Here is a 19,612-nt window from a genome sequence, read left to right as displayed (position 1 = left end):
CGGGGAGGCGCTACTTCGGGGAATCCCGTCCGGGGCGCTCTCGGACCCGCCCGATTGCTCGGCGGTGTGCGAGACGATTCCCGATCCATCGCGGCGAACTGCGCCCATCGGCGACGACATCCTGCGGGCCACCAGGCGGCCCAGACCCGATCCGCGAGGCGGCGAACGCTTCGCCAGTCCTGCCCACGCGTCGACCCGCCGAGCCCGAGAGGGCCGGCAGGTGAGAAGCATATCGGCATCGGGCCGGGCGGGATGCGAACGAAGTTCGAACCGGACGCAAAGTCGGCGGGGCGTTATCGGGACCTGCTCGGGCGGGGTGGGCGCCCCCCCTGCTCCCCTAGCATCGGCTCATGGGCGATCACGACGACGGTTCGGGCTTGGTGGCGCGTCTGGCGGCGTCGATCCGGTCGGAGGGGCGCCTGGCGCACCTGTCGACCGACGCGGCGCTGCCCCCCAGCCGCGAGAGCGTGAAGGCGCTGGTGGAGTTGCTGCGCCGGCTGGTGTTCGTGGGGTACTTCGACGCGCTGCCGGTGCACCCGGAGGGCCTGGAGACGACGGTGGAGTGGCTGGTGGCGCGGGTGCGCGCGCACCTGGAGGACCAGATCGCGCGCTCGCTGCGGTACGTGGAGCGGATCGACGCGTCGCGCCGGGGGAACTCGCGCGATTGTTCGGTCGAGGGCACGCGCCTGGCGGAGTGCTTCCTCGACGCGCTGCCCTCGCTGCGCGAATCGCTGGCGCTGGATGTGCAGGCGGCGTACGACGGCGATCCGGCGGCGACGCACACGGACGAGGTGATCCTGTGCTACCCCGGGCTGGACGCGGTGTTCGCGCACCGCGTGGCGCACGCGTTGTACGGGCTTGGCGTGCCCCTGCTGCCGCGGATGATCAGCGAGCAGGCGCACGCGCGGACGGGGATCGACATCCACCCGGGCGCTCGGATCGGCAAGGCGTTCTTCATCGACCACGGGACGGGCGTGGTGATCGGGGAGACGACGGAGATCGGGGACTGGGTGAAGATCTATCAGGGCGTGACGCTTGGGGCGAAGTCGTTCCCGCGCGACGAGGTGGGGAACTACGACACGAAGGTGAAGCGTCACCCGACGATCGGTGACCGCGTGACGATCTACGCGCACGCGGTGATCCTGGGCGGGGACACGGCGGTGGGCGACGACTGCGTGATCAACGGCGCGGTGTTCCTGACGCAGAGCGTGCCCCCGGGGCATGTGGTGCGGGGGAAGAAGCCGGAGCTGGTGTTACGAGAGAGGGCGCGAGGGGAAGGGAGCAGGGAGTAGGGAGTGGGGAGCGGGAAAGAGGGGGCGGGGCGACCGGGGCGACCTACGCTGGGGGTATGGGCCAGACCTTTCGGCTGTTCAACTCGCTGACTCGTGGGGTGGAGGAGTTCGTCGCGCGGGACCCGGGGCGGGTGACCTTCTACACCTGCGGGCCGACGGTGTACGACTACGCGCACATCGGGAACTTCCGGTCGTTCCTGGTGGCGGATGTGGCGCGTCGGTGGCTGGAGTCGCCTCTGTGCACGATCCGGGACGAGGCGGGCAAGGAACACGAGGGACCGCGGACCGTGGCGCATGTGATGAACCTGACGGATGTCGGGCACATGACCGACGACGAGGCGGCGGACGGGGCGGGCGAGGACAAGATGGAGGCGGCGGCGAAGCGTCTGCTGGAGGCGAAGAAGGGCGGGAAGCTGCCGCCGGACGCGCCGAAGGACTTCGACCCGTCGAACCCGCACCACATCGCGCGGTTTTACGAGGGTGCGTTCCTGGAGGACGCGAGGCTGCTGGGGCTGAAGGTGGCGGGTGAGAAGGATGGGGATGCGCGGGTGATGCCGCGGGCGACGGAGCATGTGCGCGAGATGCTGGCGATGGTGCGCGGGCTGCTGGAGCGCGGGTGCGCGTATGTCTCGCCGGATCGTGACGCGGTGTACTTCGACACGCAGCGGTTCCCCGAGTACGGACGCCTGTCGGGGAACACGCTGGACAAGGTGCGCGCCGGCGCGGGCGGGCGCGTGAGCGACGCGAACCAGAGCGGGAAGCGGCACCCGGCGGACTTCCTGCTGTGGAAGCGCGACTCGTCGCATGTGATGAAGTGGGACCCGGGCGCGCCGGAGATGCTGGGCGCCGACGCGGGCGCGCTGGCGGGGATGGTCGGGTACCCGGGGTGGCACATCGAGTGCAGCGCGATGGCGGAGTCGTCGCTCTCGGCGATGGTCCCCGGGTTCGCGCACGAGGTGGATCTGCACAGCGGCGGCGAGGACAACATCTTCCCCCACCACGAGTGCGAGATCGCGCAGAGCCGGTGCGCGTGGGGCACGGAGCGCTTCGCGCGCCAGTGGCTGCATGTGCGCCACCTGATGGTGGAGGGCGAGAAGATGTCCAAGAGCAAGGGCAACTTCTACACGATCAGGGACCTGCTGGGCAAGGGGTTCGATCCGGCGGCGATCCGGCTGGAACTGATCAAGACGCACTACCGGAGTAATGCGAACTTCACGAGCCAGGGGCTGCGGGATTCGCAGAAGATGGTGGAGCGGTGGCGCGCGTTCGTGGATCGCGGGACCGAAGCGGGCGGGGACGCGTCGCTGCGGGAGAATGTCAGCGCCGAGTTCGTGCGCTCGATGAGCGACGACCTGAACACGGCGGGCGCGATCGGCGCGCTCAACGCGTGGATCGGGCGCGTGGAGTCGCCCTCGCGCGAGGACGCGGCGCTGCTGCGCGAGTTGACGGGCGTGCTGCTGGACCTTGGCGGCGCGCAGGCGGACTCAGGCGCGGGCGACGAGACCGACGCCCTGCGCGTCGCGCGGGACGAGGCGCGGAAGGCGAAGAACTGGGCGGAGAGTGATCGCCTGCGCGACGAACTCGTGGCGATGGGGTATGAGGTGAAGGACACGGCGCAGGGGACGGTGGTCACCCGTCGTGCTCGTCTCTGACCGGATCCCTCGGCGGAGGGTTCTCCATGAAGGATTTCACCGCCTTCTCCGCTTCCATCATTTCCATCACCACGCGAGCCATCGACTCGCTGCACGGCCCATTAGCCACAGCGTCTTCGATGATCCGGCGCGCATGGTCGTCTTTGAGCAAACCAAAGAAACGCGATGCCGCGTACCGGCTCTCTTCCGAACTCCCCACGAGGTCATCAAATTCGAATCGCCATTGCAGGAAGCTCCGCAACGCCTCGTCTCTGGTCTCCCGCGGCATCTCAGATCGAATCGCTATCCACCCGGCAAACGAAGGTATCTCTCGCCAGTTGTTTCGGATGTGGTCGAGAATGGGCTCGGGGATTGCTCGCGGGGCGTCCTCTGCCAATTGAGGACGCTGGCCGGGAATGAAGGCCATAGGACTCTCGATGGTGTCCGCCAACAAAAGAAGCGGAATAGGAGCAACAAGTTCGGGCCGCAGCCCCCCGGCTATCTTCTGTATCGATTCGTCCTCGACAGGATGGTAAACGCTGAGGAACATTACGCCTGAATTGCTCTTGCCTTCATTCAATATTGGAGTGGCCGCATCCCACACATCCGCACTGTTCGACGGGGCGAGAAGAATGTAGGCGATGCCGCCTACAAAGCCGAATGGATTCTCTTCTCGCGAGAACATGAGCCGCAAACCCGCTCGGGTCGCGTGGTCCTGCCCCGCGTGGCCGATGGCCAGCGCGAACATGATCGCCTTGATCAAGTCTTGAGGACCCGCGTCCCGGATCTGTTGTTCGAGCGGCATCTGGAGCAGTCGCGTCACATCGACATCGAGGCGCTTTGCGACCCTGTTGGCCGCGTCCTCCAACACGCGCGCACGGGCGGCAAGCGCTGAGCGATTGTTCTCCCATTCGTGCGGAAGAAGATCAGAGATCTCGCGCCGGTCCTGGGATTCCATGATCGCGACGAAATCGTCGTAGAACTCTGGATCGTCGGCGCTCGTGCGCGTGGCGCATAGGGCGAGTGCGACAATGATGAGCAGAATCCGGCGCATGGTTCGCTCCTCTTGAGCGACATTCTACGGGGTGGTTGAGGGGCAAGGTTCATCTGCGGCTCCGCCCTCTCTCGGCCGCCGCCTCCCCCGGGGACTCACCTCGCGTCGGCGCAGGGGACGGTGGTGACGAGGAAGGCGGCGTTGTGAGGGGAAGGGAGTGGGGAGCAGGGAGTAGGGAGCAGGGGGAAGATTCAGAAAGAGAAGACAGAGGGTGGGGAGAGAAGTATGGAAGATGGGGTAGCCCTCACCGAGCTTCGCTCCTCTTCCTTTGCTTTTCGCATCTCCACATTCGGCGTTATAGCATAGCGAGCGATTTATTGCTCATCATGAGGCGTGATGATCTCAACAATCTCAAAAAGGATCAGAACATTTGTTGCCGGTCTTTCACGAATGGAGATTTCAATCTCGACAGTTAAGTCCATGTAATCTCGCTCGCCCAAAGCAACATCTTGGATTTCAAGATATGAACCAGCATGGCCGTGAACAGGCATAAGCCGCACCGCATCCCCAAGATCATCCTCGTCGAGGATTCGGTTCGGATCGATTGCTCTGACTTTTTCGCCCCAAATCATTTCACGGCGGTCATGGAGTTGGATTTTCATCTCCCAGCCGATCTCGTCCAGAATCCGAGCATGCTCCGCAACAGTCTGCGGATACTCATAGAACCTGTAATGCTTGCCGTCCAATGAATAAACGCGAACGCCCAAGCGATAATCTCCGGCAGGAATAAATCCAAAGTACAGAGTCGACCGGTCACCATCGCCAGCAGAGAAACCTTCCGTAAAGTGCCTCTTCACAATGTGTGTAAAGACAGCAGGATTGTGAGGCTCCGCGCCAAGAACTTGAAGCGACATCCATGTCGCAAGAATAGCCAGAAATGTCATTGATTTCGTTTTCATTCAATCGCTTCCAGTGCAAACACCTGCTCGTCATCAAGGCCGTTGATACGAGAGCCCCACGAGTTCGTGCCATCAATATAGCCGGATGAGCTGGACAGGGCGTCGCGGAGGGAGAGAGGAGGGAAGCCCGGAGGTTGGGTAGCCCTCACCCCAACCCTCTCCCATTCGGCTGCGCCGAACAGGAGAGGGGGCGGAGAGAGAGAGAGAGAGAGAGAGAGAGAGAGAAGAGAAGACAGAGGGTGGGGAGTGAAGCCGGGAGGTTGGGTAGCCCTCACCCCGGCCCTCTCCCATCCCGCTGCGCGGGACAGGAGAGGGGGCGGAGTTGCCTGCTGGCGATTCGCTTCGCCCTTACACTCCCGCGGTGAGTGAAACGCGTGGTCATCGTGAGGGGTTGTTCGAGGCGGAGGCGTCTGCGGGGGCGTTGCGCGGGGATGTGTCGTGGCTGTCGGCGTTGCGCGGGAGGTTTCTGGCGTTCGAGGGGCCGGACGGGTCGGGGAAGAGCACGCAGTTGAAGCGGCTGGGAAGGTTGTGCCGCGGCGTGGGGCTGACGGTGGTGGAGGCGCGCGACCCGGGGGGGACGGTGATCGGGGAGGAGATCCGGACGATTTTGCTGCGTCGTCGTGACAACGACCCGGCGTCGGCGGATCTGGCGGTGCGTTGCGAGACGATGCTGTTCATGGCGAGCCGCGCGCAATTGGTCGAAGAGGTGATCCGCCCGGCGCGTGCGCGCGGCGAGGTGGTGCTGGGGGACAGGTTCGTCGCGAGCACGCTGGCGTATCAGGGGGCGGCGGGCGGTCTGACGCGCGAGGAGATCCTGCGCGTGGCGGAGGTCGCGTGCGGCGAGGTGACGCCGGACCTGGTGCTGGTGTTCGATGTGGACGAGGCGACGGCGGCGCGACGGCTGAACCCGTTGCTGGACCGGATGGAGGCGAAGGGGGCGGCGTTCCACGCGAAGGTGCGCGAGGGGTATCTGGCGCAGGCGCGTGAGTGGCCCGGTCGCTACGCGGTGATCGACGCGCGCGGGAGCGAGGACGAGGTGACGGGGGCGATGCTTGAGGGGCTGCGCGGGTGGGCGGGGCGCTGAGCGTACACCGATGAGCACGAACCCGGGTCACCGCTGCGCGGATGCCCCGGGGCACCGGTCAGTCGGTGAGGATGACGGCGCGTCGGAGCAGGACGCGGTCGTGGATAGGGCCGTAGGCGCCGGGTTCGACGCTGATGGTGAGGGTCGCGCCTCGTGCGGGGAGGGCGAACTCGACGGCGGCGCGTGAGGGGTTGAGTCGTTCGCGGAGGATCTCGGCGCCGTCGACGGAGACGACGAGTTCGCAGTCGCCCCAGGGCCAGGCGTCGCGCGGGAGTTCGGCGACGGCGGCGAAGCGTGTGGCGCGCTGGGGGAGCGCGAAGTCGACGCGCATGGGTTCGGGGATGAGCAGGTCGCGCGCGTGGAGCGGCGCGACTTCGCGGTTGGTGGTGGGCGTGACGGAGGCGCCTTCGAGGAGCGCGCGTTCGCCCAGGGGCGTTTCGCTGGTGCGCTCGAGGGAGGCGAGGGGGATGATGCGCGACGCGTCGAGTGCGACGGCGGTGACGGCGGTGATCGCGTAGCGGGCCTGTCCTCCGGTGTCGCGCAGGGTGAGGAGGAGGGTTTCGTCGTCGACGAGTCGCGCGTCGGCGAGGGAGGCGACGGAGCCGTCTTCAAGCCAGACGGTGAGCCCGTCGGGCTCGATAGTGTCGCTGGCAAGGTCGACGCGCGCGATGCGCGAGCGCGGGACGGCGACGAGGCCGGCGTCGGTCTCGATCTCGACGGGGTCGGAGAGGGAGAGGACGAAGCCCTCGATGGCGTCGCCGTTGACGAGGGCGAGGCGGTCGCGGAAGAGCGGGCCGGAGACGGGGACGGAGCTGCCCGGTGCGGCGTCGATGGTGATGCGTGCGACGCGGTCGATGGGCGCGACGATGAGCCCGAAGCGCGGGTGTGACCAGGCGACGGCGTCGTTGGCGGGTTCGCTGTCGGCGTAGCGGCCGGGGAAGCGCTGGCCGTCGGCGAGGACGAGGACGCCCTCGCGCTGCGCGGCTTCGGTTTTGGAGGTTGGGGTGAAGGGGCGGCGCGGGGCCCAGAGCGCGTCGAGTGGAGGGAGGATCGCGACGGCGCCGGCGCCCTCGGACGCTTCGCGCCGGATGTTGTTGGCGTCGAGGTAGATGATGGAGGCGCGCGAGCCGCCGGGTCCGGAGGTGACGGCGACGAGGTTGACGCGCGCGGGCTGGAGCTGGTCGTTGAGGATGACGACGGAGGGCGAGGCGTGCGCGTGCGCGCCGAGGAGCGCGCCGACGATTGCGAGGGCGCGCGCGAGGGGTCGCGTCGTGCGTTGGTCGTCGCGTCGGTGCTGGGGGCGCATCGTGGTCACTTCTGGAAGATCGGGAGATATCGCTTGGGCATTTGCAGGACGACGAGCGCCATGGCGGTGCCGTAGACCGGACCATTGCTCGAGTCGACCCAGAATCCGTCGTTCTCGGACTGGCGGGCGAGCATGTCGTCGCGGACGGCGGGCCACCAGGTGGCCCAGTAGTCGCCGCCTGCGAGGTACATGGCCTGCGCGGCGTAGTAGTGGCCGTAGAAGAAATGGCTGTCGGGCACGCGGTTTGCGCCGGGGAGCGCGTTGCGCATGATGTAGTCGAGGCCGGGGTTGATGGCGTCGTCTTCGTAGATGCCGGCGTAGTAGAGGGAGGCGACGCCAGCGGCGGAGCGCGGCCAGAGGGAGCGTCCTCCGGAGAGCTGGTACATGAAGCCGCCGTCGGTGTTCTGGGCGCGCTTGACGTATTCGACGGCGCGGTCGATGGGGTCGCGCGGGATGTCGATGCCGGCGTTGCGCGCCGAGCGGAGGGCCATGATCTGGCAGATGGTGACGGAGAGGTCGGCGTCGTAGGGGACGGGGTTGTAGCGCCAGCCGCCCTCGTCGTTCTGGGACATGATGATGACGCGGTTGGATCGGACGACGGCGTCGTGGACGCGCGCCGAGAGGGCGGTGTCGGGCCCTCCGATGGTCATGCCGTAGACCTCGCCCAGTAAGAGCGCGGCGAAGCCGTGCTCGTACATTGGTCCGTGGGTGGGCGAGTCGGTGGCGATGAAGCCGGTGTCGGTGACGCGTGAGAGGATGAACTCGAGGCCTTTGCGGACGTTCTCGCCGTACTCGCCGCGCCCGGGGACGTGGCCGTCGGCCATGAAGGCGAGGCAGGCGATGGAGACGATGCCGACGTTGCCTCGCCAGCGTCCGGAGTCCCAGGAGCCGTCTTCGTTCTGCTGTGCGGCGAGCCAGGCGAGGCCCTTGTCGACGGCGGCGTGGAGGCGCGGGTTCATCTCGTCGGCGAGGGCGGCGTTTTCGGCGGACGCGCCGGGGCGTTCGGTCGTCGGTGCGTCCTGCGCGCCGGTGACGGAGGCGAGCGCGATGGAGGCGCCGGCGAGGATGGTGCGTGGTGTGCGCATCAGGGCGTGGGCCTTTCTTCGGCGAGTCGTCGGTAGTACTCCTCGGTCATGCGTTCGTACATGGAGGAGAAGGTGTCGCCTGCGCCCTGGAGGAGTGCGTCGCGCAGGCGGACGGGGAGGCGCCCCCAGGTGGGCTGGGCGGATTCGATCCAGCCGCGCGACTGCTGGGCGTCTTGTCGGGACGCGGCGCTGGTGGCGTCGGTGGACTCGCCCTGCTGTGGCTGGTTTGCCTCGGCGCCCTGCTGTCGCTGCTGCTGGCCGGGCTGGCGCTGCTGTTCGCGCGACTGCCCGGACTGTTGCTGCTGCTGCTGGTTCTGGTTGGACTGCTGCTCGGCCTTGGCGATGACGGCGTCGAGGCGCGCGAGGATCTCTTCCTGCATGCGCTGGGTGGTGGCGCCGATGTCCTGGCGCGTGTCGATGCGCGACGCGGTGTCGCGCATGAGTTTGATCGCTTCCTGGAACATGTCGCCGAGGGATTCGCCGCGGAGCGCGCGCTCGAGGTCGCGCTGGGCCTGACCCGCGGCGTCGGGCGGCGGTGCGGCGTCGGCGGGCTTCTCGGATTGCTCGGCGGGTTTGGGGCGGGGGATGCCGAGGAGGTCGTCGAGGGAGCGCGCCGGGGGTGCCGGGGGTGCCGGGGGCTTCTTCTCGGCGTTCTCGTCGGGCTTTGCCGGGGCCGGGGGCGAGGAGGGCGGAGCGGTCGGCTGCGCGAGCGACGCGTGGGCGCAGGCGAGCGCGAGGGCCGCGGCGATGGTGAGGCGTTGGTTACGGCGCATCGGGTGCTGCCTCCTCCTGCTGCTGGGCCGGGGGGACGACGGGCGCCGGCGGCGTGGGTGTGGGCCCGGGACCCCCGGCGCCCCCGGGGCCCCCGGGACCCCCGGGACCCCCGGGACCCCCGGGACCCCCGGGGCCCTGCATCTGACGCTGGATTCGCTCGAGCAGTTCCTGCGCGAGGGTGTGGAGCTCGTCCTGCTCGCGTGAGAGGCGTTGGGAGGCGCGGGCTGGGGTTTCGCGGGCGGCCTCGGCGTCGCGGGTGCGTTCGAGGACCTCGGCCTGCATGGCGCGGAGGAGCTTGAGTTCGTGGATGGGGAGGATGGTGGGCTGCTGGCCGGCGTTGGCGCCGCCGGCGCCGGAGTCGCCGCCGGCGGGGTTGTCGAAGGGGTTCTGCTGGCGCTGGGCGTCGTCGAGGGCCTGGACGAGCATGGCGAGGGTGGCGATGGCGCGGTCTTCAGGGGTGATGGCGTCGGCCGGGCGCGCGTCGCGCAGGGCGGAGGCGGCGTCGTTGGTGAAGGTCTGGAGGCGTTCGTGGGCGAATTCGAAGATGCGCGCCTCGGCGAGCTGTGCGGTGTCGCGGCGCATCGCGGCGAGCTCGTCGGCGATGGCGACCTGTTCCTCGCCCAGGGAGCGGACCTCGAAGCGCTGGCGGCGGGTGAGTTCGTCGATGGAGGCGTACTCGCCGGTGCGCGCGCGGAGGGTGACTTCGCGCTCGAGGAGCGCGCGGTACTTCTGGCGGAGCTCGGCGAGGATGCGCTGGTTCTCGACGGCCTGCTGGTTCTGGTCGATGCGGCGCGACTCGCGGAGCGCCTCTTCGAGCGACGCGAGGGAGCGCTGCTCGGCGTCGCGCGCTGCGTCGGGGTCGACAGGCCTGGCGCGCAGCGCGGTGATGGCGGTGACCTGCGACTCGCTGGCGCGGGCGACGAGGCGCGCGACGCCGGCGAGTTCGCGCCCTCCGGCGTTGGCGAGGTCGAGCACGCCCAGGGTGTTGCGGTTGAGCGCGATCATGCCGGCGTCGAGCCCGGGCGCGTCGGGGTTGGCGTTGAGGGCGTCGAGTTCGCGGCGCTGCTGGGCGACGAGCGCCTGGAGCGATTCGATGATGCTGGCGAGTCGGCGACGGAGTTGATCGCGTCGGGCGTCCTCGCCGCGTTCGAGGTTTTCCAGCGCTTCCTGCAGGGCGGCGATGGCCTGGTCCTGCTGCTGGTTGGCGTCGTTGGTGCGGTTGTCGCGGGTGTTCTGGGATGCCTGCTGCTGGGTTTCGGCGACGCGGTTCTGCTCGAGGCGTCGCGCCGCTTCCTGCATTCCGGCGGCGGCGTCGGGGTCGTTCTGGGAGAGCTGGGCGGCGCGTTCGCGCAGTTCTTCGCCGGTCTGTCGTGTCTGCTCGGCGAGTTCGCGCTGGCGCTGCGCGAGGTCCTGGAGGGAGGCGCGCTGCTGGGGCGTGAGTTGTTCGGGGGATGCGCCGGCGGTCTGGGCGCCGGTCTGGGCTGTGTCGGTGCGCAGGGCGCGCTGCTGCTCGAGGAGTCGCTCGAGGGATCGGCGCGCGACCCAGTTGTCCTCGCCGGCGTCGAGGAGTGCGATGAGGTCGCTGAGTTGGTCGCGGACTTCCTGCTGGGCGTCGTTGGTGTCGCGCGCCTGCTCGGGGTTGAGCGACGCGGACTCGTCGCCTGCCGGGGGGAGGTCTTCGCCGGCGCGCGCGAGCTCGTCGCGTCGGCGCTGGGCGGCGTCGTCGAGGGAGCGCTGCGCGCCGGCGGCGGCCTGTCCGGCGCGACCGACGGCGGCGTTCGCTTCGCCCAGGAGTTCGCGGATGCGCTGGTCGGCGAGGTTGTTCTGTTCGATGCGGTCGTTGAGGCGCTGGATGGCTTCGCGCTGGCGCGAGAGGCGTTCGCCCACGAGGGATTGGCCGCGGCGGGTGACGCGGTCGGACCCGCGCGTCTGGGTCTGGGACTGGACCTCGCGCTGCTGCTGCTCGGCGCGGATGGCTTCGGAGCGGAGGGCGTTGAGCTCGCCGCGGAGCTCTTCGATGAACTGGTTCTCGGTGATGACGCGCAGTCGGCGCGCCTGGGAGCGTGAGGGGGGCGCGCCGGCGGCGCCCATGGTGCTCATGCGGATGTCCATCGCGAGGGCGAGGAGCTCGAACTCTTCGCCCGGGCGCGCGTCGAGAGCGTCGAGGTCGACGGTGGAGGACGCCTGCGCGGCGCGGACGCCTGCGGCGCGCGTGATGGTGAGCTCTGCCGGGTCGGCGGTGGGCCGCAGCGCGCCGCCCGGCCCGCTGGGCGGCGTGCCCTCGGGGGCGAAGCGCTGGAGGGTGATCCAGAGCGTGGAGAGCCCGACATCGTCGCGCGCCTCGGCGAGGACGCGGACCGTGGCTGTGGGCAGGACGTGCATGTCCGAGGGCGGCTCGGTGATGGAGACGCTGGGCTCGCGGTCCTCGACGGCTTCGAAGCGGAAGACGGCGGGCTCGGGGGATTCGATGTTGTGCTCGTCGCGCAGCGAGACGGGGATGCGAACCGTGGAGGGGAGGGTGAAGGAGAGCGTCCAGGTGGAGGGCGTGGCGTCGAGGCGCGCGTCGGGGAGTGCGGCGATCTGCTCGCCGAAGGCGCTGGCGAGGAAGCCCCGGTCGATGGTCTGGGGCTGGGGCAGGGGCTTGTTGAGGTTGAGCGTGAGGGCGACGCGCGAGCCGACGAGGGCCGGGGGCGCGATGGCGCGTTCGTCGCGCCCTGCGCCAAGGTCGAGGTCGGTGCGGGTCGCGGCGAGGGACGCGACGGCCTCGGCGGCGCCGGCCTGCTGCGCGAGGGTCGCGAGGTTGGCGGCGTAGGCGGGCGGGATGATCTCGGCGCGCGCGGCGCGCACGGCGGGCGGCTCGACGAGCCGGATGCGCTTCCACGCGGTGGCGTCGTCGGATGTTTCGAAGCGGTACTCGACGAAGGCGGCGTCGACCTCGACGAGGCGTTCGAAGAGGGCGCCCTTGCCGGAGGGCGCGCGATCGCGCGCGTCGGGGGGGACGGGCGCGGCGCGCGACTGGTGCGTGAGGAGCGCGGTGCGCGTCGCGCCGGCGCGACCGGTGTCGCTGATGGCGCGGTAGAGGACCAGGACGGTGGTGTCGTCGGGGTCGCGGGGTGTTTTGACGAGCGCGGCGCGCAGGGGGACCGCGGCGCCGCGCGGGTGGACCTCGAGGGCTGTGACATCGACGACGCCGGTGCGCCGGGGCCACTCGGCGCCGGACCAGGGCAGGAGGACGCGCTGCGCGCCGATGGTCGAGAGGTTGGTCTGGAACGCGAAGAGGGTGACGCTGGCGGCGAGGACGGCGATGAGGCGCAGCGTCGCGAAGATCGCGGGCCGGTGGTTGACGAGGGCGGGTCGCTTCGATCCGTGCCAGCGGGCGGCGGCGTCGCGCACCACGAGGGCGGCGAGTCCCGAGGAGAGGGCGCGGTCGTCGTGGTTGTCGCGGGTCTCGCCGGCGAAATCGACGGCGGAGGCGAGCAGGCCTCGCAGGTCGGGGCGCTCGCGCTCGACGCGCAGCGCGATGGAGGAGAGGGAGGGGTTGAAGCGGACGACGGGCGTGATGCGACGGAGGAGGATGGCGACGAGGGCGATGACGCCCAGCGCGAGCGCGAGGGTGCGCAGGGGCGCTGGGAATCGGAAGAGGTAATCGAGGAGCCCGGCGAGGAGGACGAGTGCGAGGGCGCCTGCGCCGAGGTGGGCGAGGCGCTGGAGGGCGAGCGCGGCCCGGGCGCGGCTCCGGATCGATCGGAGCCAGGCGGTCGCGGAGCGGATCTCGTGGTGGTTTCGCGTGGTCACTGGTCCTGCTCTGGTGTACGGGCGGGGCGCGATGCCGGGTCGGGTCAGATGAGTCGAATGAGTCGTCGCCCGATCCACTCGAAGGTGAGGAGGGCGGCGATGAGGAGGAGGGCGAGGGGCGTATCCCACAGGGATTCGGCTCGTTCGGAGAGGAGTCGCTCGCGCCGGTTGGGGAGGAGTTCGGCGAGGCGCGAGAGGTCGTCGTTGGTGAGGATCGCGCCGCCGGTTTCGTCGGCGAGGCGCGCGAGCAGCGCGTGGTCGACCTGGGGGCGCCGGAGTTCGTCGTCGGGGAGTGAGACGGAGACCGCGGCGCGCAGGGCGAGGTTGACGAGCCCGGGCTCGACCGGGCGGACGGTCCACTCGCCGGCCTCGCTGGGGAGCCATGTCGTGGCGAAGGAGCGCGGGCCGGAGGAGCGCGACGCGCTGGTGGGTTCGCCCTCGGGGCTGAGGGTGAGCTCGAAGGTGGTGGGCGATTCTTCGCCGGGTCGGGCGGCGCGTTCGAGGCGGACGGCGACGGAGCCGAAGCCGGTGTCGATGAGGGACTGGTCGAGGAGTGTGATCGCGACGCGCACGGGCTGATCGACGACGGCGCGCGTGGGGTTTGCTTCGAGGATCGCCTGCTGGCCGCTGCGCGCGAGGGATTCGCGCCCGAGGAGTCGGATCATCTGGAGCCAGAATCGTTCGGGGAGCGCTTCGCCGCGACCGAAGCGCCAGCGCCAGATCTCGTCGGCGCCGACATAGACGACGCGCCCGGCGCCGTAGCGCATGGAGACGACGAGGGGGAATCGTTCGTCTGCGCCGGGCCCTGCGAGCGGGACGGCGAAGGCGAATGGTTCGGCGGCGGGTTTGAGGAGCGCGGGGTCGATGCGCTGGGCCCAGCGCAGGGTGGACCATCCGGTGCGCGGGTCGCTGAGTTCGCGCGGCCAGGGGTCGTCGGCGTTTTCGCCGAGACGGAGCACGCCGAGGCGTTCGGCGGTGGAGGAGGGTTCGACGAGGACATCGCTGGAGAAGGGCGCGATCTGGCCGGCGGCGCTGGCCATGGGGAGGAGGTCGGCGAGTGGCGTGGAGAACCACGCGCCGGGGGTGAAGGCGGGGCCGGCGATCCAGAGGAGCCCGCCGCCGCGCTGCGCGATGTGGTCGCGCAGGGTGAGGAGCTGGCTCTGGGTGAAGACGCCGGGTGAGACATCGCCCAGGACGATGGCGTCGTACCGGGCCCATTCTTCGGGGGATTCGGGGAGGCGCGAGACTTCGATCTCGCCTTCCTGGAGGTAGCGGTACTGGGGCGCGAGGATGAGGTTGGAGGAGAGGATGGAGCGTTCGCGGATGAGGAGGTTCTTGAGGTAGCGTTGTTCCCAGCGCGGGCCGCCGTCGATGAAGAGGACGCGCATGGGCTCGTCGACGAGGCGGAGCGCGAGGGTCTGGCGGTTGTTGGCTTCGATGAGGTCGGGCGCGTCGGGGATGAGTTCGACCATCCAGGCGGTGTCGCCCGGGTCGCTGGGCCGGTGGGTGAGGGTGACGGAGAGCGTGTCGGCGCCGACCTCGACGCGGCGCTCGGCGAGGGTGATGCCGGTGCGCGTGTCGGTGAGTCGGACGGTGGCGCTCGCGGGGGGCGTGTCGGCGTCGGCGCCGAGGCGTTCGAGCTGGACGGTGACGGGCGCGAGGTCGTTGACGAAGGCGACGCCGGGCCCTTGCGCCGAGCGGATGGCGAGGTCTCCGACGGCGTCGGCGTCGCCCAGGGGGAACGCGAAGATGGGGACGCGCTCTGCCTGGAGCTGTCGCATCGCGGCGCGCGAGGGCTCGTCGATGGAGCGTCCGTCGGAGAGGATGACGACGCCCGAGAGCGGTCGCGCGGCGGCGCGTCGGAGGGCCTGCTCGAGCGAAGCGCCGAGCGCCGTGCGCCGGCCGGCGGCCTGTCCGAGATCGACGCTCGCGAGGGGCGCGGAGCGTGCGGCGCCGGCGTCGTCGGCGCTGGGGGGCGGCGCGTCGCGCGTGGTGCGCAGGTCGAAGGCGCCGGCGTCGAAGCCGAGCCAGACGACCTCTCGTGTTTCGGAGAGGGCGCGCAGGGCCTGCCAGTTGGCGCGGACGGCGTCGCGGAGCTGCTGCTCGCGCGAGACGCGATCGGCGCCGGTGGGCGCGTCTTCGATGATGAGTGATTCGGAGCGGTCGGCGAGGATGAGCACCCAGTCGCGCTCGACGCGCTCGGTGCGCTCGACCAGGCGCGGGCCGCTGATGAGAACGACGAGCGCGACCAGGAGCGTGGCGCGCAGGGCGGCGAGCACGACGCGCATGGCGCCCGACCCGGTGAGGCGGCGGTAACTCCACCACGCGAGAGAGAGGGCGGCGGCGACGACGAGCGCCCACGCCCAGGGCGGGAGAGGTCGCTCGAAGGAGAACTCGGCGCCCGAGTCGAGCGAGAGGGTGTCGAGGTCGAGGAGTCTGAGGAGGAGCTCGTTCACGCGGCGGCCTCCGGGGTGGAGGCGAGCGCGGCGCGGTCCTGCTGCGCGTGGCTGAAGAGTCTGGCGAGGACCGTCTCGAGCGCGGCGAGGGCGAGCGCGGCGATGAGGAGGGGCAGGGAGATGGGTGAGCCCTGATCGGCGCGCGCGAGGGTGGCGGCGGCGGTGGGCGGGTCGAGGAAGACGGGCTCGGGCGCGCCGGGCGGGAGTGCGCGCGCGAGCCAGGCGCGCACGAGTGCCGGGTCGTTGGCGTCGGTGCGTGAGGCGCCGGTGTCGGCGTTGACGGCGAGGAGCCCGCGCTCGGCGCCGTTGGCGTCGAGGGCGTGGAGGAGCGCGGCGCGGCGTGCCGGGGGCGCGACGTTGTCGCGGAGCGGGATGGCGCGCTGGTCGGGCGCGTCGGAGGAGAGGACGCGCAGCTCGGCGCTGCGCGCCGGGGCGAGGATGGACGCGCCGGCGATGGTGGAGGAATCACCGGTGGAGAGGCCGACGCCCTGGCGGACGAGCTCTTGCAGGAGCGGGACCATGAGTGGGCGCGCCGGGAGGTCGGTCCATTCGAGGGAGACGGCGCTGGCGAGGTAGACGAGCAGGCCGCGCGAGCGCGCGTCGTTGTCGGACGCGTTGGCCGGGTTGGGCTCGAAGGAGACGAGCCATGACGCGCCGTCGTCGCGGGTGAGGAGCGTGGTGGACGAGGGGCCGGCGTCTTCGACGTCGAGGGTGCGCGAGAGGGTGACGGGGCGCGCGAGTTCGGGGAGTTCGGCGCGCAGGAGTTCGAGCGCGCGGGTGGCGGGCTGTTCGGCGGCGAGGCGCAGGGGTGTTTCGTGGGTGGAGGGCTCGCGCGCGATGCGCAGGGAGAGGTCGAAGGCGCGGGCCATGGCGTCGGGCCAGAGGTGGACGGTGGCTTCGGCGGGCGGCGCGACGACGACCATGCCTCCGGCGTCGGCGAAGGCGCGCAGGCGCGTCCACGCGGCGTCGTCGAGGAGGTCGGGCCTGGGGAGGAAGACGGCGTCGAGGCCGGCGAGGGAGGGCTCGTCGACGCTGTTGGGCGAGAGGGTGGAGGTTTCGAGGAGGGCGCCCTCGGAGGGTCGCAGGGCGAGGCGGAGCCAGTCGCCGGCGTCGAGGTCGGCGACGCTGGACGCTGGGGTGAAGCGCCGGCGGTCGATGATGGCGATGCGCAGCGCGCTGCGCACGCGGACCGGCGCGCGATGGATGTTGTCGGCGTCGAGCGCGTCGCGGTCGATCTGCGCGACGATGGCGGCGGCGCGCCCGGCGCGTGCCGCCTCGGCGAAGCCCTCGACCAGGACGCTCACGGTCTGCTCGGCCTGGCCCGGCGCCCAGCGGACGGTGGTGCGCACCGGGGGCGCGAGGTCGCGCAGCGGTCCGGACGCGGCGCTGCCGGCGGCGACGAGGCGCGCCGTGAGCGTGGTGACGCCCGCTTCGCTCACGAGCGGGCCGGTGCGGCGCAGGCGCACGCGCACCTGTTCGGTGTTGCTTGCGCCGACTGGGTCGGCCGCGCCTGGCGTGGACGCGCCGGTGAGCACGACCGAGCGGAGCGGCTCGACGGCGAGGATCTGCACGTTGCCCACGCCCGAGGTCGCGGGCGTGGTGGCGGCGAGGCGGACGCGCGGGCCGAAGATCGCGCCGCCTGTGGAGGGGCCCGGCGCGCCGGGCTCGTCGGCGCGCCCTGCGCCGATCGCGCCGGCGTCGAGCGTGCCGGCGAGGAAGTCGGAGAGCACGACGACGACGGCTTCGGCGCGCGCGCCGGCGGTTCCTTCGAGCGCGGCGCGCTCGAGTTCGGCGGCGACGGCGCTGAACGCGCCGGCGAGGTCGGCGGCGGAGTCGGTGGGCTCGACGCGATCGACCAGCGTGGCGACGGCGCCCGGATCGATGGAGGGGGGAACGACGATCGCGTCGTAGGGGGCGCCCAGCGTGACGAGCGCGGCGCGGTCGCCCGGGGCGAGGGCGGCGAGGATGTCGCGCGCGGCGGCCTTGTGCCGGTCGAGCGCGCGCGGCGCGTCGGGCGCGCTGCCGTCGCGGGTCTGCGAGGCGGCGGCGTTGTCGAGCACAAGGTAGATGGTGCGCCCCGAGCCCTCGCCCAGCAGCCCGGCGGCCTGGAGCGCCGGGCGCCCCAGCGCGAGCGCGAGGAGCAGGAGCACGAGGCAGCGCGTCGCGAGCAGGATCAGCTGCTCGAGCGTCATGCGCTTGCGCTGCTTCTTGTAGGCCTCGACGAGGAAGCGCATGGCCCCCCACTTCACCGGCTTCTTGCGTCGGCGCGCGAGCAGGTGGATGAGGATCGGGATCGCGATGAGCGACGCGCCGAGGAGGGCCAGACTGGGGTGGAGGAAGGTCATCGGAGAGTGCTGCGATCCGTGCGTGTCGTCGTGGTCGGTGACGGGGTCGACGGGTTAGCCCATCTTGAGTTTCTTGAGCTGCGCGTTGCGGCGCGCGACGAAGGCGGCCAGGGGCGGGCCGAGCCAGTCGTGGGTGCGCACGAGTTGGTAGTCGAAGTTGAACGAGCGCGCGATGCGCCGAACCTGGGTCTGGTGCGCCTCGAACGCCTCGATGTAGGCCTTGCGCAGCGAGCGCGGGTCGACGCGCAGGCGGGGCTCGCCCTCGAGCCCGTCGAAGGGGAGGGTCTCGTTGAAGTCGAAGGTCTCTTCGCGCTTGTCGACGATCTGGAAGAGGATCGCGTCGTGGCGCCGGTGCTTGATGCGCGCGAGCGCGGTGCGGAGTTGCTCGGGGTCGGAGAAGAAGTCGCTGATGATGACGAGCAGGCAGCGGTTGTTGAGTTTGGCGAGGGTCTGCTCGACGGCGCGCGGGAGGTCGGTGGGGTTCTCGACGGGGTTAGTCGAGAGCGCACCGACGATCTGGCGCCACTGGCGCTGCGCGCTGGAGCGGTCGAGGATGCGGTAGACCTTGTCGGCGAAGACGGCCAGCCCGGCGCGGTCGCCCTGGTGGAGGGACATATAGGCCATCGCGGCGGCGGTGGCGGTGGCGTGGTCGAACTTGCTCCAGTGGGCGCGCCCGTCGGCGGAGGTTTTGCGCCCAGCGCCGGACGCCTCGGCGTAGGAGCGGCTGCCGTAGTCCATCGAGCCGGAGGAGTCGACGAGGATCACGACATCGAGGTTGGTTTCCTGCTCGTACTGCTTGAGGTGGAGTTTGTCGGTGCGCGCGAAGACCTTCCAGTCGAGGTGCCGCGTGTCGTCGCCCGGGGTGTACTGGCGGTGCTGGGCGAACTCGACGGAGAAGCCCTGGTAGGGCGAGCGGTGCTGGCCGCTCATGACGCCCTCGACGATGTGCTTGGCGCGCAGGTCCATGGAGCCCAGGCGCGAGAGCGTCTGGGGGTGAAGGTAGAGGGTGGCGTCGGCCTCTGGGAGGGGGGCGGGCCTGCCGGGCGGGATGGGTGGTGCTTCGCTCATGCGTTGGGGCAAGGATGGGTGGAACCGCGGAGCGCGGTTTCCGTCTGAGGCGGACGAAGGAGGTCGGTATGAGGACGAACGGGATGACGGTGATCGTGGGCGCGCTGGTCGCGTCGGGGCTGGTGAGTGGGTGCGTGAGCGACCTCGAGCCGCGCGGGTTTCGCGACGGGACGAGGGTCTACAGCACGCCCGCCGGGCTGAACGCGCAGCGGGTGCAGTTCCCCCAGGAGGCGGAGACGCTGGAGGGCGAGTTCGAGCGCGGCGCGTGGCGCGTGGGCGAGGTGTACATCACCGGGCAGCCCACGGAGGCGGCGCTGCGGCGCATGATCGAGGAGCGCGGCGTGACGCTGGTCGTCAGCGTGCGAACGCCCAGCGAGATGGAGACGGTCAGGAAGGGTCGCGAGGCGACGGACACGCAGCCGGCGCGCGCGGGCTTCGACGAGTTCGCGCTGATGCGCGAGTACTCGGCGAGCCACGGCGTGGAGTTCCTGCACCTGCCCATGGGCGGCGAGGAGCACCCCCCCACTCCCGATCAGGTCGACGCGTTCGCGGAGGCGCTGGCGCGCCACTCGGGCGCGGCGCTGGCGCACTGCTCGGTCGGAGGGCGCGTGAGCCAGTTGTGGGCGGCGTACCTGGTGCGTCACCGGGGGGTGGAGTTGAACGAGGCGCGCCGGCAGGCGGGGATGATGAACTTCGGCCCCAGCACGATGGAGCGGCTGATGGGCGTGGAGTTCGAGTACGGGGTGAAGAAGGGCGGGTCGTGAGCGCGACGCGCGAGCGCTGACGGACGAACCGGCATCGGCGCGCAAGGGTTGGGATGTCG

Annotated in this window: 13 protein-coding genes; 4 read left to right on the top strand and 9 right to left on the bottom strand. The window is 70.6% G+C overall.

What is annotated here, in order from left to right:
* The first annotated feature begins 350 nt into the window (after positions 1–350).
* Both KF684_11350 and KF684_11345 read left to right on the top strand, forming a co-directional pair.
* Positions 351–1,292 (top strand): hypothetical protein, encoded by a 942-nt coding sequence (locus tag KF684_11350; GenBank protein ID MBX3353517.1) that lies wholly within the window; start codon positions 351–353, stop codon positions 1,290–1,292.
* A gap of 56 nt (positions 1,293–1,348) precedes the next feature.
* Positions 1,349–2,944: a hypothetical protein gene (locus KF684_11345; GenBank protein ID MBX3353516.1), complete on the top strand. Its 1,596-nt coding sequence runs from the start codon at positions 1,349–1,351 to the stop codon at positions 2,942–2,944.
* Here KF684_11345 and KF684_11340 read toward each other — a convergent pair.
* Positions 2,922–3,977: a hypothetical protein gene (locus KF684_11340; protein MBX3353515.1), complete on the bottom strand. Its 1,056-nt coding sequence runs from the start codon at positions 3,975–3,977 to the stop codon at positions 2,922–2,924. The two genes, KF684_11345 and KF684_11340, sit on opposite strands and share 23 nt — an antisense overlap.
* 314 nt (positions 3,978–4,291) lie before the next feature.
* Positions 4,292–4,876: a hypothetical protein gene (locus KF684_11335; protein ID MBX3353514.1), complete on the bottom strand. Its 585-nt coding sequence runs from the start codon at positions 4,874–4,876 to the stop codon at positions 4,292–4,294.
* Positions 4,877–5,237: 361 nt separating this feature from the next.
* On the opposite strand from KF684_11335, the gene tmk reads away from it, so the two are divergent.
* Positions 5,238–5,960: a dTMP kinase gene (gene tmk / locus KF684_11330; GenBank protein MBX3353513.1), complete on the top strand. Its 723-nt coding sequence runs from the start codon at positions 5,238–5,240 to the stop codon at positions 5,958–5,960.
* Between the two features lie 58 nt (positions 5,961–6,018).
* On the opposite strand, the gene KF684_11325 is transcribed toward tmk, so the two are convergent.
* From KF684_11325 to KF684_11295, 7 genes are read right to left on the bottom strand one after another with little or no spacing between them, the layout of a single operon-like run.
* The gene (locus tag KF684_11325; protein ID MBX3353512.1) at positions 6,019–7,275 is read right to left on the bottom strand and encodes a hypothetical protein; all 1,257 of its coding nucleotides are present in this window, start codon (positions 7,273–7,275) and stop codon (positions 6,019–6,021) included.
* Positions 7,272–8,351 (bottom strand): terpene cyclase/mutase family protein, encoded by a 1,080-nt coding sequence (locus KF684_11320; GenBank protein MBX3353511.1) that lies wholly within the window; start codon positions 8,349–8,351, stop codon positions 7,272–7,274. The genes KF684_11325 and KF684_11320 overlap by 4 nt, the downstream gene beginning before the upstream one ends.
* Complete coding sequence (locus KF684_11315; GenBank protein MBX3353510.1) at positions 8,351–9,124, bottom strand: hypothetical protein; 774 nt, start codon at positions 9,122–9,124, stop codon at positions 8,351–8,353. Before KF684_11315 ends, KF684_11320 begins: the two co-directional genes overlap by 1 nt.
* Positions 9,114–12,920: a hypothetical protein gene (locus tag KF684_11310; protein ID MBX3353509.1), complete on the bottom strand. Its 3,807-nt coding sequence runs from the start codon at positions 12,918–12,920 to the stop codon at positions 9,114–9,116. Before KF684_11310 ends, KF684_11315 begins: the two co-directional genes overlap by 11 nt.
* A 44-nt stretch (positions 12,921–12,964) precedes the next feature.
* Entirely contained in the window at positions 12,965–15,376 is a 2,412-nt protein-coding gene (locus KF684_11305) for a hypothetical protein (GenBank protein ID MBX3353508.1), read from the bottom strand.
* A complete protein-coding gene (locus tag KF684_11300) occupies positions 15,373–17,721 on the bottom strand; it encodes a BatA domain-containing protein (protein MBX3353507.1) in 2,349 nt (782 codons plus the stop codon). The genes KF684_11305 and KF684_11300 overlap by 4 nt, the downstream gene beginning before the upstream one ends.
* Before the next feature lie 54 nt (positions 17,722–17,775).
* Complete coding sequence (locus KF684_11295) at positions 17,776–18,789, bottom strand: DUF58 domain-containing protein (protein MBX3353506.1); 1,014 nt, start codon at positions 18,787–18,789, stop codon at positions 17,776–17,778.
* Between the two features lie 68 nt (positions 18,790–18,857).
* Here KF684_11295 and KF684_11290 point away from each other — a divergent pair, with 68 nt between their 5' ends.
* A complete protein-coding gene (locus KF684_11290; protein ID MBX3353505.1) occupies positions 18,858–19,553 on the top strand; it encodes a hypothetical protein in 696 nt (231 codons plus the stop codon).
* The last annotated feature ends 59 nt before the right edge of the window (positions 19,554–19,612 follow it).

The sequence above is a fragment of the Phycisphaeraceae bacterium genome (genome assembly GCA_019636675.1).
GTDB lineage: Bacteria > Planctomycetota > Phycisphaerae > Phycisphaerales > UBA1924 > JAHBXC01.
The sequence above is the reverse complement of the archived record's forward strand: the minus strand, read 5'-3'. Positions and strand labels throughout refer to the sequence as shown.

Coding starts and splice junctions, on each gene's coding strand:
- KF684_11350 (MBX3353517.1), top strand. CDS start 351: ATGGGCGATCACGACGACGGTTCGGGCTTGGTGGCGCGTCTGGCGGCG.
- KF684_11295 (MBX3353506.1), bottom strand. CDS start 18,789: ATGAGCGAAGCACCACCCATCCCGCCCGGCAGGCCCGCCCCCCTCCCA.
- KF684_11300 (MBX3353507.1), bottom strand. CDS start 17,721: ATGACCTTCCTCCACCCCAGTCTGGCCCTCCTCGGCGCGTCGCTCATC.
- KF684_11290 (MBX3353505.1), top strand. CDS start 18,858: ATGAGGACGAACGGGATGACGGTGATCGTGGGCGCGCTGGTCGCGTCG.
- KF684_11315 (MBX3353510.1), bottom strand. CDS start 9,124: ATGCGCCGTAACCAACGCCTCACCATCGCCGCGGCCCTCGCGCTCGCC.
- KF684_11320 (MBX3353511.1), bottom strand. CDS start 8,351: ATGCGCACACCACGCACCATCCTCGCCGGCGCCTCCATCGCGCTCGCC.
- KF684_11340 (MBX3353515.1), bottom strand. CDS start 3,977: ATGCGCCGGATTCTGCTCATCATTGTCGCACTCGCCCTATGCGCCACG.
- KF684_11345 (MBX3353516.1), top strand. CDS start 1,349: ATGGGCCAGACCTTTCGGCTGTTCAACTCGCTGACTCGTGGGGTGGAG.
- KF684_11335 (MBX3353514.1), bottom strand. CDS start 4,876: ATGAAAACGAAATCAATGACATTTCTGGCTATTCTTGCGACATGGATG.